The 13,829-nt window shown below is 32.2% G+C and carries 14 protein-coding genes; 6 read left to right on the top strand and 8 right to left on the bottom strand.

Going from position 1 to position 13,829, the window contains the following annotated elements; translation table 11 throughout:
• Positions 1-2: 2 nt before the first annotated feature.
• The gene (locus tag AMD28_RS08665) at positions 3-1,295 is read left to right on the top strand and encodes an efflux RND transporter periplasmic adaptor subunit (protein WP_055443746.1); all 1,293 of its coding nucleotides are present in this window, start codon (positions 3-5) and stop codon (positions 1,293-1,295) included.
• A gap of 6 nt (positions 1,296-1,301) precedes the next feature.
• On the top strand, positions 1,302-1,979 hold the full coding sequence (gene tsaB, locus AMD28_RS08660) for a tRNA (adenosine(37)-N6)-threonylcarbamoyltransferase complex dimerization subunit type 1 TsaB (protein ID WP_055443745.1): 678 nt from the start codon (positions 1,302-1,304) through the stop codon (positions 1,977-1,979).
• A 76-nt stretch (positions 1,980-2,055) separates the two neighbouring features.
• On the opposite strand, the gene AMD28_RS08655 is transcribed toward tsaB, so the two are convergent.
• The 4 genes from AMD28_RS08655 to AMD28_RS08640 all read right to left on the bottom strand — a co-directional run bounded on the left by AMD28_RS08655 (position 2,056) and on the right by AMD28_RS08640 (position 4,692).
• The gene (locus tag AMD28_RS08655) at positions 2,056-2,868 is read right to left on the bottom strand and encodes a mechanosensitive ion channel family protein (RefSeq protein ID WP_055443744.1); all 813 of its coding nucleotides are present in this window, start codon (positions 2,866-2,868) and stop codon (positions 2,056-2,058) included.
• A 121-nt stretch (positions 2,869-2,989) separates the two neighbouring features.
• The gene (locus AMD28_RS08650) at positions 2,990-3,349 is read right to left on the bottom strand and encodes a DUF1304 domain-containing protein (RefSeq protein WP_055443743.1); all 360 of its coding nucleotides are present in this window, start codon (positions 3,347-3,349) and stop codon (positions 2,990-2,992) included.
• Between the two features lie 111 nt (positions 3,350-3,460).
• The gene (locus AMD28_RS08645) at positions 3,461-3,661 is read right to left on the bottom strand and encodes a dodecin family protein (RefSeq protein ID WP_055443742.1); all 201 of its coding nucleotides are present in this window, start codon (positions 3,659-3,661) and stop codon (positions 3,461-3,463) included.
• A gap of 128 nt (positions 3,662-3,789) precedes the next feature.
• Positions 3,790-4,692 carry a NifU family protein gene (locus AMD28_RS08640; RefSeq protein WP_055443741.1) on the bottom strand — a complete coding sequence of 301 codons (903 nt, stop codon included), beginning with the start codon at positions 4,690-4,692 and terminating at the stop codon, positions 3,790-3,792.
• A 244-nt stretch (positions 4,693-4,936) separates the two neighbouring features.
• Here AMD28_RS08640 and AMD28_RS08635 point away from each other — a divergent pair, with 244 nt between their 5' ends.
• The gene (locus AMD28_RS08635; protein WP_055443740.1) at positions 4,937-5,938 is read left to right on the top strand and encodes a PorP/SprF family type IX secretion system membrane protein; all 1,002 of its coding nucleotides are present in this window, start codon (positions 4,937-4,939) and stop codon (positions 5,936-5,938) included.
• 109 nt (positions 5,939-6,047) lie between these two features.
• Here the strand turns inward: AMD28_RS08635 and AMD28_RS08630 are convergent, their stop codons facing one another.
• On the bottom strand, positions 6,048-7,205 hold the full coding sequence (locus AMD28_RS08630; protein ID WP_055444344.1) for a vWA domain-containing protein: 1,158 nt from the start codon (positions 7,203-7,205) through the stop codon (positions 6,048-6,050).
• 208 nt (positions 7,206-7,413) lie between these two features.
• Between AMD28_RS08630 and AMD28_RS08625 the strand changes: the two genes are divergently transcribed.
• The 3 genes from AMD28_RS08625 (at position 7,414) to AMD28_RS08615 (ending at position 11,122) form a co-directional block, all read left to right on the top strand.
• Positions 7,414-9,585, top strand: a complete 2,172-nt coding sequence (locus AMD28_RS08625) for a tetratricopeptide repeat-containing sensor histidine kinase (RefSeq protein ID WP_055443739.1) — start codon at positions 7,414-7,416, stop codon at positions 9,583-9,585.
• A gap of 116 nt (positions 9,586-9,701) precedes the next feature.
• Complete coding sequence (locus AMD28_RS08620) at positions 9,702-10,436, top strand: LytR/AlgR family response regulator transcription factor (protein WP_055443738.1); 735 nt, start codon at positions 9,702-9,704, stop codon at positions 10,434-10,436.
• Positions 10,437-10,606: 170 nt separating this feature from the next.
• Positions 10,607-11,122, top strand: coding sequence for a gamma carbonic anhydrase family protein (locus AMD28_RS08615; protein ID WP_055443737.1), 516 nt, complete (start codon positions 10,607-10,609; stop codon positions 11,120-11,122).
• A 226-nt stretch (positions 11,123-11,348) separates the two neighbouring features.
• Here AMD28_RS08615 and murI read toward each other — a convergent pair whose 3' ends face one another.
• The 3 genes from murI to AMD28_RS08600 form a co-directional block, all read right to left on the bottom strand.
• A complete protein-coding gene (murI, locus tag AMD28_RS08610) occupies positions 11,349-12,128 on the bottom strand; it encodes a glutamate racemase (protein WP_055443736.1) in 780 nt (259 codons plus the stop codon).
• A 118-nt stretch (positions 12,129-12,246) separates the two neighbouring features.
• A complete protein-coding gene (locus AMD28_RS08605) occupies positions 12,247-12,756 on the bottom strand; it encodes an OmpH/Skp family outer membrane protein (protein ID WP_055443735.1) in 510 nt (169 codons plus the stop codon).
• A 30-nt stretch (positions 12,757-12,786) separates the two neighbouring features.
• Positions 12,787-13,806 (bottom strand): OmpH/Skp family outer membrane protein, encoded by a 1,020-nt coding sequence (locus AMD28_RS08600; protein ID WP_055443734.1) that lies wholly within the window; start codon positions 13,804-13,806, stop codon positions 12,787-12,789.
• Positions 13,807-13,829 lie beyond the last annotated feature (23 nt).

The raw sequence follows: 13,829 nt of genomic DNA, 5'->3' as shown, positions 1-13,829 counted from the left end.
CCATGAGTAAGAAAACAGTAACTATTCTTGTAATTGCAGTAATTGCAGTACTAGCCCTTTTAATAGGAGGAAAAAAAGCAGGATGGTTTGGCGAACAAGGTAATTTTAAGGAAGTAGAAACCAAAAAAATTGCTAGAATTGATATTATTGAAACCGTTTCTGCTACCGGAAAAATTCAACCAGAAATTGAAGTGAAACTTTCTAGTGAAGTTTCTGGTGAAGTTATTGAACTTCCAATAGTAGAAGGACAACAAGTGAAAAAAGGAGACTTATTAGTTCGTGTAAATCCAGATATTTATCAGTCTAGTTTAAATCGTTCACAAGCATCTTTACAAAATGTTCGTTCTGGATTAAATCAAGCCGAAGCTTCTCTTAAAGAAGCAAAATCTAATTACGATAGAAATCAGCAATTATATGATAAAGGGATTATCTCTAAGGCAGATTGGGATAAAGTAATCTCTTCTTACGAAATTGCACAAGCAAGTAAACAATCTGCATATTATAATGTGCAAAGTTCTGCCGCAACAGTAAATGAAGCTAGAGATAACTTAAACAGAACCAATATTTACGCACCAATGAGTGGTACTATTTCTAAATTAGACGTAGAACTTGGAGAACGTGTAGTTGGTACACAGCAAATGGCTGGTACAGAAATTATGCGAGTTGCAAACTTAACCAACATGGAAGTAGAGGTAGATGTTAACGAAAATGATATTGTTAAAGTAAACATTGGTGACTCTACCATTGTGGAAGTAGATGCATATTTAAAGAAAGAATTTAAAGGATTAGTTACAGAAATTGCAAACTCTGCAGATGGTGTTTTAACAGCAGATCAAGTAACCAATTTTAAAGTGAAAGTTAGAATTCTTGAAGAATCTTACCAAGATTTATTAGAAGGAAAAGACGAAAGTTATTCTCCTTTTAGACCAGGAATGACAGCTACAGTAGATATTATTACTAATAAACGCGAAAAAGTAGTTGGTGTGCCAATTAGCGCTATTGTTATTAAAACAGATACCTCTTCCACTAAAAAAGCCATAAAAAAAGATGCTATTGAAAGTGAAAGCGAAGAAAAATTTGAATGCGTTTTTATTAAAGATGGAAGTAAAGCAAAACTCCGAGTAGTAAAAACTGGAGTACAAGATAATTCTAATATTGAGATTATTGAAGGCTTACAAGAAGATGATGAAATTATTACTGGTCCATATAATACCGTAACAAAATCGTTGAAGAATGGGGATGATGTAGCACTTAAAAAAGAGGAAAAAACGAAAGATAAAAACCAAGACGATTAATATATTTTGGCAATAATACTTAACATAGAAACAGCAACAACAAACTGCTCCGTCTCTCTTTCTAAAGAAGGAGAGACTTTTGCTTTACAAGAAGATAATAGTAAGCAATACTCACATGCAGAACGCTTGCATGTGTATATAGATGACTTGTTACAGCAAAATAATATAAAACCGACAGAATTGGATGCTATTGCAGTTAGTAAAGGACCTGGTTCTTATACCGGATTACGTATTGGTGTATCTGCAGCAAAAGGATTGTGTTTTGCTTTAGATAAGCCATTAATTTCTATTTCTACCTTAGAAGCGTTAGCAAGGCAGGTTAAAGCCGAGGACGGACTAATTGTACCGATGTTAGATGCAAGACGTATGGAGGTTTATTCTGCAGTATTTGACGCTAGTTTTAATACCGTTAGAGAGATTGAAGCACAGATTTTAGACGAACAATCTTTTGCTAGTTATTTAGAAAAAGGTAAAGTCTATTTTATTGGTAACGGTGTAGAGAAAACTAAAACCCTTATCACCCATGAAAATGCCGTTTTTATAGATGATAAATTGCCATCGGCAAATGAAATGTCTGTAATCGCTTTTCATAAGTACAAGAATAATGACATAGAAGATGTTGCTTATTTTGAACCTTATTATTTAAAAGATTTTGTGGCTTTAAAACCCAAGCCTAAAGTATAAATAAGTATAAAACATAAAAAAACCTTTCCACTTTTAAAGTAGAAAGGTTTTTCTTTTTAGAATAACAAAAAACCTATTAAGATTCTTTGTGTATTTCAACTTGATGTGGATACGGAATTTCTATTCCAGCAGCATCAAGAGCTTCTTTAACATTTTCTGTGGTTTCAAAGTAAACATCCCAATAGTGCTCTGCTTTACACCAAGGTCTTACCGCAAAATTAATCGAACTATCTGCTAATTCGGAAACATTTACAGTAGGAGCAGGATCTTTAAGTACTTTTGGATTAGCAGTTAAAACTTGCATTAAAACTTCTTTGGTTTTTTTGATATCTGAATCATAACCAACTCCGAAAGTTAAATCTACACGACGTGTACCTTCTGTACTGTAATTAATTATATTTCCGTTAGATAAAGATCCATTAGGAATAATAATTTCACGATTAGAAAGTCCTGTTAATTTAGTAGTAAAAATTTCAATTTCTTTTACAACACCAACTTCACCTTGTGCTTCAATTAAATCACCAATTTTAATTGGTTTAAAAATCATAAGTAAAACACCTCCAGCAAAATTACCAAGAGATCCCTGTAAAGCCATACCTATTGCTAAACCAGCAGCAGCTAAAAGTGCAGCGAAAGAAGTAGTTTCTACTCCTAATTTTCCAAGAATACTTATTACTAAAAGTATTTTTAAAATCCAGCCAATTAGGTTTAATAGAAATTTTTTAAGACTTTCATCATAGTCTCTTTTATCCATTATTTTACTAACAGCTTTCATTATTTTTTTAATAACCCAAGAACCAATAATCCATATTGCAATCGCTCCAAGAACTTTAATACCATAAGTACTTAAGAACTCTATGCCCATGTCTGTCCATTTTTGTATTTCCATAATTTTATTTTGTGATTAATTAATAATTTGTTTTGCAAAAATAAGTACTTAATTAAATAGTAGTGTTAAACAAATACTATTTAAAAAGCTATTCTTTGAAACTCTTATTTCATCGGTGTAATTAGAAAAAGAATAACACAGATACTAATGCTAGTATTGCAGGAACAGATTGAAAGTAAAACAATTTGATTTTTTTAGTAGAATACGCACCGTAAATTCCAGCAACGACAATACAACTTAATAAAAAGACAATCATATTGGTATTATTAAAGAGTACCCCAAAAACTAATCCTGCGGCTAAAAAACCATTGTATAGTCCTTGGTTTGCGGCTAATACTTTGGTTTTTTCGGCAAATGCAGTACTTTCAATACCAAAGGCTTTAATTGCTTTAGGGGTAGTCCATAAAAACATTTCTAGTACTAAAAAGTAAAAATGTTCAAAAGCTACAAAGGCTACTAATACGGTTGCTAATATGGTCATATCTATAAATAGTTTTTTTTAAAAGGTTATATATAGCCAAAGTTAGCTAAATTAAAGCAAAAAAAAAGCGCTCTATGAATAGAACGCTTATGCGATTATATACTTTTGAAATTATTTCACTTCAAAAGTTAGTTTTAAGTTTACTCTGAATTCAGTAACTTCATCATCATTAACAACTGCACTTTGTGATTGTACAAAAACAGATTTAATGTTTTTTACACTTTTCGAAGCATGTTTTACTGCTTTTTTGGTTGCATCTTCCCAACTTTTGTCAGAATTAGCAAGTACTTCAATTACTTTCATTATTGCCATAATATGTATTTATTTAAGTTAAACATTGTTTGAAACCTAAATTTACGAATAATTAAAGTAAAAGTGAAATGTAATTAATACGGATCGAACTATTAGATAAAATGCCTTTTTAGTAGTTAAAAGGGAATTTATCCATTTATCGCTTCCACAATCTCCACTCTACCTTTCATCATTTCTCTAAGCATATTTTCAATACCACTTTTTAAAGTATATGTAGAAGAAGGACAACCACTACATGCACCTTGTAAAATTACTTTTACTGTTTTGGTAGTAGGATCATAAGATTCAAACTGAATGTTTCCACCATCACTAGCTACAGCTGGTTTTACATATTCTTCTAAAATATTGATTATTTCTTTAGAGGTGTCGTCTAGGTTTTCGTAGGTTTTATCTAATGCTTCCGTAGATTTTTTTACTACTTCTGGTGCATTTGCAATTACTACTTCTTTTCCGTTTTCTATAAATGTTCTAATAAACTCACGAAGTTCCATAGTGATGTCATTCCAATCTGCTACTTCATATTTAGTAATAGAAACGTAGTTTTCATCTAAAAAGACACTTTTCACAAAAGGAAAATGAAATAATTCGGAAGCTAGAGGAGAAGCTTTTGCTTCATCAATAGAAGTAAACTCAAAAGTAGCAGCAACTAATTTTTTGTTAGCTACAAATTTTATTACAGAAGGATTAGGAGTACTTTCTGCATAAACGGTTACTGGAACTTTTTTTGGCGTTGCTTCTTCTTCAACAACAATACCATCATTATTTAAATAACTTTCTATTTGTTCTGCAACTTCAGCTTGTACATCTTTCCATTCTACAATGTTAAAACGTTCTACAGCGATAAAATTACTAGTTATATATACCTTCTTTACAAAAGGAAGATAGAATAATTGTTGTGCTAAAGGAGAGTTTTTTGCTTCGTCAATGTTGTTAAACTCAAAGCTTTGGTGTTTGGTTACAAATTGGTTTAACTCAAACTTAATTATAGTAGGATTGTTGGTTTCTTGTATAGAGACTTTAAACGTATTCATTGTCTATCAATTTTTTTTGCAAAAATACTAAAAGAACTCAACAGTTATCTATATATTTAGCTTTTCTTATGTGTGTTATTATGGATTTACGACAAAGAACTCAAATCTTTAACTTTTATATCATTATTTATAAAGACTAAATTTTATATATTTGGTGACTGATAATATAATTTAATTTGAAATATTAAGTTGTAACACATGAAAGAAAGTGCATTTCTACCAATTTGCCTTGAAAAATAAAACTATGAATTTAAAAAAGTTATCCCTTTTAGCTGTTGTTCTATTTTGTACACAGTTTGTAAACGCTCAAGAAGGACTTCCAATTTATACAGATTATTTAACCGATAATTACTACTTGATCCACCCGTCAATGGCTGGAGCTGCGACTTGTGCAAAGTTAAGAGTAACAGGAAGACAACAATGGTTTGGTCAAGAAGATGCACCACAACTAGCAACAGTAAGTGTTAATAGTAGAATTGGTGAAACACAATCTGGTATTGGAGCTATTGTATATTCAGACAAAAATGGATATCATTCTCAAAATGGAATTTATTTAACCTACGCGCATCATTTAATGTTTTCTAGAAATGAAATTGATTTAAATCAGCTTTCTTTTGGATTAAGTATAGGAATGATACAATATAAATTAGATGAGACGGCTTTTTTAAATGAACCTTTTGATCCTATTATTGCAGGAATAGAGCAAAGCTCTACCAATTTTAATATGGACTTTGGTTTTTCTTATAACTTATATAACTTTTATGCGCATGCAACAGTAAAGAATGTGCTAAACAATAAAGGGATTAATAACGACATACATGTTACAAGTAACCTAAGACGTTATTTACTTTCTGCTGGTTATGGTTTTGGTAAGTTTGGTAGCGATTGGTCTTATGAGCCTTCTATATTGTTTCAATATAAAGATGGAACAAAAGAAGCTTCTTTTGATATTAACCTAAAAGCCTACAAGAAAATGGAGTTTGGTAAACTTTGGGGAGGATTATCTTACAGACGTAGTTTAGATGGTGCAGAATATATTGATGGTACTAGTATTAATAGTCAGAAATTACAATACATTTCACCAATACTAGGATTAGATTATAATAACTTTATGGTTGCATATACGTATGCATATCAAGCCAACTCTGTAGTATTTAATAATGCAGGTTTTCATCAAATAACACTTGGTTTAAACTTTAATTGTAGAAAAGAGAAATACCATTGTAACTGTCCTGCAGTTAACTAAGGAATTCCAAAATATAAAAAAAGCCTTCATAATTTATGAAGGCTTTTTTATTGCATTTATTTTAAATTTTAAAACGAGTTCTTATTAATAAACTTGTAGTTTTTAAAAATTACTCCCAGGTATAGTTTTTCTTTTTGGCTTGTGTTTTTATTGCACCAAGCATTGCGTTTTCTAGATTGTCACTATCCCCTTTTTGTTGTTTTGCAAGATGTTGCTTACGCTTTACGTTTAAATCTTGAATTTGCGTTTGTATGGCTTCACGCTCTTTTCGTTTGGTATCTAAATAGGATTTTATTTCTGCTTCCTCTTTCCCTTTTAGTTCTTCTGGTAATTCGCTATCTTTTAATGTTTCATACGCAAAGGATTCGTCTTCACTGGCATCAATTAAATCCCAAGAAGCGTTTTTATATAAATGCGAACTTTTACTCACAGCTCTACTCACCGCATTTGCTTCACTATAACCTTGTGCGTTATCATCTTGCTCTGCTTGATTTTCCATTTTTTTATTTCCATGGCTTCCATAAGCAACATAGGTTTTGTTAAGCTTTCTGTTTAGTTGCAAAATAGAATCATCATAAGGAGAAGCGACATGTACGGTTGCACGATTATGGTTTATCGCCATATAATTACCATGTGTTAAATCGGCACCATCTTTCCAATAGCTAGAAATACCTTGGTTGTAATCTCCACAAAAAATAGTGTTTACAGTAACATCTTTGCTGTTTGCTAATGTACTTGCGTCTTTATAACTAACGCTTCCTTGTGTAAAAGGTTCGTTTCCTGCGATGAATATTAACTTTAGGTCGTCTGGATTGGTTCCCCATTTTAATTGATCGATGGATGTTTTAATAACATAACCACAAAATTCATTTCCGCCTCTTGTAGTTAGAGAAAATAATTCTTTGGAGATATCATCCAAATCTTGACTAAATGCTAATACTTGTCTGATGTAGCCTTCGTCGCCATTTAAATTATCATTACCATATTCGTATAAAGCGATTTGAAGATTTGGTTTTGCATCTTCACATTTGGCATACGAAAGCTCGTTTACTATTTCCCAAAGCTGTGCTTTTGCTTGGTCTATTAAGCCATCCATGCTATTACTCGTGTCTAGTAACAAAGCCACTTTTATAAACTGCTTGCTGGGTTCAGTAGTTTTGGTTTCGTGAATCACTAAAGCCGTGTTTTGATTCTTTTCTTTGGCTTGACATGCGGTGAGGCTAACAAAAAATAATGCTAGAACACTCCTTTTTAATACTGTTTTCATAGGTGTTGTTTTTTTTATTCCTAGTAAACCTATTACCAAAGTTTTTAAATAAAAATCGACAATTAGTAAAACAGCTAAATGAATACGTCAAGTAACTTTTATAATTAGTTAACAGGACTTTTAATACTTAAAAAAGAAGAAAAGACAAGGATTGATGTTTTTAAGTGTTAATTAAAGTGTGTAAGTTTATACTTTGTAACTATAATAAATGAAAGACATAAAAAAATATAGTATCCTTTTCAGCTTTTTGTTTTTAAGTCACTTTTTGTTTTCGCAACAAAATGATGAAAGTGTTGTAGAGAAACAAGAAACAAGTTTTGTGGTTCGAGGTTCTGTAAAAGAAGTGGAAACACATAAACCAATTTCTCATGTAGAAGTTTCTGTAAATGGAGGGGCTTATACAACTACTAATCTTGCTGGAGATTTTAGAATTGAAGTTAAAAAAGGAGATAAGTTAATTATTAGTCATAAAGATTTTATTACTGTTAATTATACGATTAAAAATGGCGAAAGAATCGTTGTTCAAGTACATCCAGGATCAGAAGAAGGCGCTTTATATAAGCGAAAAATAGTAGTTAAACCATTTAATAGTATCATCGATTCTGCGGTAGTATATTTAAAAAAAGATGCCGAAAAAAGTATTCAATTTATAACCGAAGCATTATCACAAAGCAACACTACCAAACAAAATGCGGAAGCGTATGAGGTTCTTGCAGATATATATTTACATTGGAAACAATATGATTTAGCAATTTCAAACTATAAAATTAGCCTTCAAAACAATACCTTAAATGAAGTCGTTTTAAAATTAGCCAAAGCATATTATAAAAATAAAGATTACCAAGAAAGCTTACAAACCTATCAAAACATAAATCTAGCTAGTCTTTCTAACTATCAAAAAACGGTTTATTATGAAGGTTTAGGGGATGTGTACAAGAAAATTGTACAACTAGATACCGCAATTTCCAACTACAAAAAAGGACTGGCTATTGCCGAAAAACATCTTATTAAACCAAAAATCACAGACTTAAATTCTAAAATTGGTGAAGCATATAATGCAAGCGGAGAATTAAAGGAAGCAAATACCTTTTTTGAAAATGCGTTAGACTTAGCGTCGCAAGAAAACAAAAAAAGAGCAGTAGAAGAGAAGGTGAAGGTTGCCGATTTTCAGAATGATAATATGGCTTATGAAGATGAAATTCAGTTACGTAAAGAAGCTATTGAAGAAATTTCAGAACTAGAGTCGGATACCTTAATAGATAACGAAAGCGCTTTAACCTTACAAAAGCAAAACTATAAGATTGGAAACGCCTATTACCAACAAAAAGATTATGTAAATGCGGTTCCTTATTTAGAGAAAAGTATTGCCGAAGCAGATAGTAGAGAAGATTTTTTGGTAAAAAAGGATGCCATCCGTAAGCTTTCAGAAACACATAGAGATGCAGGAGATTATAACAAAGCACTTGAAACCTACAAAGCATACCAAGAAGCAGTCGATACTTTGTACGTTAAAATGGATCAAGAAATTACGCAAGCAAGAAGGTTTAATAAAAGTATTGCCGAAAAACAAAACAGAATTTCTAGCTTAGAAAGTGATAGAGCATTAAGTCTGAGTAATTACCAACTTTCTATAGAGCAAAGTAAAAGACAGAAGTTGATTATTTATTCGCTTTTTGGAGGTGTGCTTTTATTGCTAATTGCAGCATATTTAATGTATAAATATATCAAGCAACAAAAATTAGCAAACAATCTTTTGGCTCTAAAATCCTTGCGAAGTCAAATGAATCCACATTTTATTTTTAATGCATTAAACTCGGTAAATAGTTTTATAGCTTCTAATGATGAGCGAACGGCAAATAGATATCTTTCCGATTTTTCCCAACTCATGCGAGCCGTTTTAGAAAATAGCGAACAAGATTTTATTCCGTTACAAAAAGAAGTCGATCTATTAGAACTCTATACACAATTAGAACATTTTAGATTTAAAGATAAGTTTTATTATAGCATTACCGTAGAAGATAATGTGGCTATTAATGAATTTCAAATTCCGCCAATGTTACTACAACCATATATCGAAAATGCGGTTTGGCATGGCTTACGCTATAAAGAGGAAAAAGGAAAATTAGAAATAAATATAAGCCAAAAGAGTGCAGATGAAATTACCATTGCTATTATGGATGATGGCATAGGAAGGGAAAAGTCGAAAAGCCTAAAAACCGAAAACCAGAAAAAACAAAATTCGCAAGGGATGAACAACATTAAAAAACGTGTTGCCATTTTAAACGAAATGTATAAAGATAAAGTAAATGTGTTTATTGACGATTATCAAACCGAAGGAGATAAAGGAACCAAAGTGGTTGTAACGCTGAAGAAAGATTAACGATTGAAGATTTGCGATTGTTGATGCATCAATATTTGTCTTACGGAAATTGTTTCCGTATCTAAAAAACATAAGTAATAACCTTAATAAGATTCCTGCCTTCGCAGGAAGTGACCATGAAACTAAACGCTATAATAGTAGAAGACGAAAAAACCAGCAGAGATATTTTAAAAAACTATCTCGCTAAATACTGTCCTAATGTCAATATTCTAGGCGAAGCTGCTAATGTAGAAGAAGCATTGGTGTTAATACGTAATAACGAATTAGATCTAGTTTTCTTAGACGTAGAAATGCCGTATGGTAATGCCTTCGATTTGCTTGACAAAGTTGGTGACAGAACCTTCGAAACCGTTTTTGTAACCGCTTACAACCATTATGCAATAGATGCTTTAAATGCACACGCGAGCTATTATTTAATGAAACCAATTTCTATTGACGAACTTATAAAAGCAGTAGATTATGTTGTGGAAATTAAAACCAAAGAAGACGCATTACAAGATGAAGTGTTAGTGCCAAAAACAAATACCGTAAACGGAAAAATAACCATTCCGCAACAAGATGGTTTTGAAGTTTTAGAAACTGCGAATATCTTGTATTGCAAGGCAGATGATAATTACACCAAAATATATTTAAATACCAATAAAAAGAAGCTAGTAAGCAAGACGCTAAAATATTTTGAAGAAGCTTTAAATGGTTCCGGATTTGCACGAGTACATAAAAGCTATTTGGTAAACGTTAACGAAATCACCAAATACGTAAAAGGAAAAGGAGGACACGTTGTTTTAAGTAGCGGAAAAGAAATCCTAGTTTCTGCATCACGAAAAGCCGATTTACTTTCGTATTTTAAGTAATGCATTCCTGCGTTAGGCAGAAATCTAATTAATAAGAATGATGCTGTAACAGATTAAGAAGGTCTAAAGCATTCGAGCGAAGCAAGAATTTATATAATACAGCCATTGTCATTTCGAGCATGTCGAGAAATCTCTAAGAATAAATTAAAACGAACATAAAGCAATCAATTATGCCAGTAATACTACCAGTAAATAATAAACATCCACAAATACCAGAAGACTGCTTCGTAGCAGAAAACGCAACCATAGTTGGCGAAGTAAGTTTTGGAAGCCAATGTAGCGTATGGTTTAACGCAGTCATTCGTGGCGATGTTCATTTTATAAAAATGGGCAACAAAGTGAATGTGCAAGATGGTGCTGTAATTCATGCCACTTATCAAAAATCACCAACAACTATTGGGAATAACGTCTCTATTGGTCATAATGCCATCGTTCATGGTTGTACTATTCACGATAATGTTTTAATAGGAATGGGAAGTATTGTTATGGACGATTGCGTGATAGAAAGTAATAGTATTGTAGCTGCAGGAGCGGTAGTAACCGCAAATACTAGAGTAGAAGCAGGTACTATTTACGCCGGCGTTCCAGCTAAAAAAGTAAAAGATATTAGTAAAGAATTAATTCATGGGGAGATTAATCGCATTGCCGAAAACTATGTGAAATATTCTGGTTGGTTTAAGGAGTAATTTTTTGGCGCCTGCCTGCCTGCAGGCAGGTTACCACAAGGGGCTTGCTTTCCGTTGTATCTTTTTTTCGTGTTCTCGATACAATGCTCCTTTAGCGCATTACTCGAACTGACGTGAAAAAGGGTGTTACTACAAATGCATAGCATTCACGATTTCATTATTTAAAAGTATTACCGATGAGTAATCGCTAACGCAAATAGAACTTCAATAGTAAAATAGAATATATTTAAAAATCTAAATAATCGACTTCAAAGCCTTCCCCTAAAAGTTGCGACATCACTTTTGGGTTTCCGTTAGAATAGAATTGCAGTTTTGGTTTATTGGTAGTGTTGTTTAAAAGTTCATGTTGTCTTAGAACCGCTTTGGTTTGTTTAGCAACCGCTTCACCAGAATCTATTATTTTCACATGACTTGGTAGTATTTCTAATAACTGCGGAATTAAATACGGATAGTGTGTGCAGCCCAAAACTAGATAATCTATATTAGCATCCAGCATCGGTTTTAAGTATACTTGTAGAAGCGCTTTCATTTCTTTGCTATCCACATTACCATTTTCAATTAAAGGCACAATACCTTCGCCTACTTGCTCTATAACTTGAATATCATTAGTAAATAAATCGGTTGTTTTATGAAACAACTCACTAGAAAGGGTTCCTTTTGTAGCAAGAATACCAATGTTTTTTGTTTTTGTATTTAATGCAGCAGGTTTAATCGCTGGCTCGATGCCTATAAATGGCACATTATAGTTTTCGCGTAAATGTTGTACGGCATTAGTAGTTGCTGTATTACAAGCTACTACAATGAGCTTACAGCCTTTGTCTAATAACAGTTCTGTATTCTTTTTACTTAATGCAATTATTTCTTCTTTACTTTTATTACCATAAGGAGCATATTTGCTATCCGCTAAATAAATAGTGTTTTCATGCGGAAGTAAAGCGTTAAGTTCTCTCCATATAGAAGTACCACCAACACCAGAATCAAAAATACCAATAGCTTGTTTGCTCATGTTTTGTTTATTGCTCATAAAAGTAAATAATTCCTTTTAAATAGTTTTAAAGTTTATGGCATAAAAAAAAGCTGTCTTTTTAAAAGACAGCTTTTTAATTGTTCTGGGTAAATGTTAATTAGAAACCTAATTCTTTTTTAACATCAGCAAGTAAATCTTTACCTTCTGCCATGATAACGCCACCACCTTGAGTAGAATCTAATACATAGTTAAAACCTTGTGCTTTTGCTACTTTTAAAATTGCAGCTTTTGCTTTTTCAGTAATAGGCTTAAGTAAGTCTACTTCTTTCTTTTGCATGTCTTGTTGTGCTTGACCTTGGTATGCTTGTATGTTTTGTTGCATTGTTTGCACTTCTACCATACGTTTTTGATTTTCTTCTGCAGTTTTAGTAGCAGCTTCTGCATCATATAATTTCATTTTGTTTTGGTACTCAGTAACCATTGATTTAATGTCAGCTTCATAGGTTTTACCTAGTTTGTCCATTTCAGCTTGTGCCGTTTTCATTGCAGGCATTGCAGCAATAAGATCTTGTGTGTTTATATGCGCAACTGTAGTTTGTGCTTGCATAAAGCTTGTTCCTGCAATAAATAATGTTGCTGCTAATAATAAAGTTTTAATTTGTTTCATTTTTAATAGTTTAATGTGTGTTATAAATTGTTAATTATCTTCGCCTTCTTCTTCGGCATTATTGTTTTCGCGTTCTTCTTTTGCTTTTCTACGCGCTTCTAATATTTTCGCTTTTCTTTCTTCTAGTTCTTGTTTGCGTGCTTCTCTATCTCTTATTTTTTTTGCGGCTTCTTCTTCTCTAGTGGTAGGTTCTTTACCATCTGTTGTTTTAGTGTCCTTTTCATCTCCTGAGGCTGCACTTGCTTCTTTTTGGTCTTCGGTATTACTTTTTTCATCAAGTGTACCTTCTTTTAGTTCTTTTCTAGCTTGAAGAATACTATCTCTTCTGTTTTGTGCTGCTTCTTTTTTAGCTTCACGTGCTTCTAGAATTTCTTTTCTGCGTTGTTCTGCTTCCGCTGCACGGGTTGCTTTTTTATCTTCCAATGCTTGTTTTCTAGCATCTAATGTTTCGTTTACTTCAGGAACAACTTCTTCGTCTTTAGCATTTTTTCTTTCTTTTTTAGAATTTGCTTGATCACGTTTAGAGGTACGTACAATAGCTCTAATAACTTGTTCACTAATATCAAATCTATCTGCCGAATAAAGCATTACTACGTCTGCCGATTTATCGAATATAAAATCATACTTTTTTGTAGAAGCTATATCTTGTACTGCTGCAAATATTTGATCTTGTATTGGTTGAATTAATTGTCTTTTTTGAATCATTAAATCACCAGTAGGACCAAATCTATTTTGTTGGTATTCTAATATCTCTAGTTCTTCAAAATCAAGATCTTCTTCACGTTCCTTAACAAGTTCACTAGTTAAAAGCGTTTTTTCGTTACTTAAGTCTTTTCGTTTTTGTTCTATTACACCTAAACGAGAGTCTATTTCAGATTTCCATTTTTGAACTTTACTTTCTAGCTGTGTAGTTGCTTCTTGGTATTCCGGTATGTTTTCTAAAATGTACTCGGTATCAATATATCCTATTCTTACACCACGTTGTGCTTGAGTAGTAGATATGCTAAGCATGAATACAATTGCCAGTAAAAAAAGAACTTTTAATTTCATCTGTTTTATATTTTATAAATTAT

The organism is Lacinutrix himadriensis (assembly GCF_001418105.1).
Lineage (GTDB): Bacteria > Bacteroidota > Bacteroidia > Flavobacteriales > Flavobacteriaceae > Oceanihabitans > Oceanihabitans himadriense.
The sequence above is the reverse complement of the archived record's forward strand: the minus strand, read 5'-3'. Positions and strand labels throughout refer to the sequence as shown.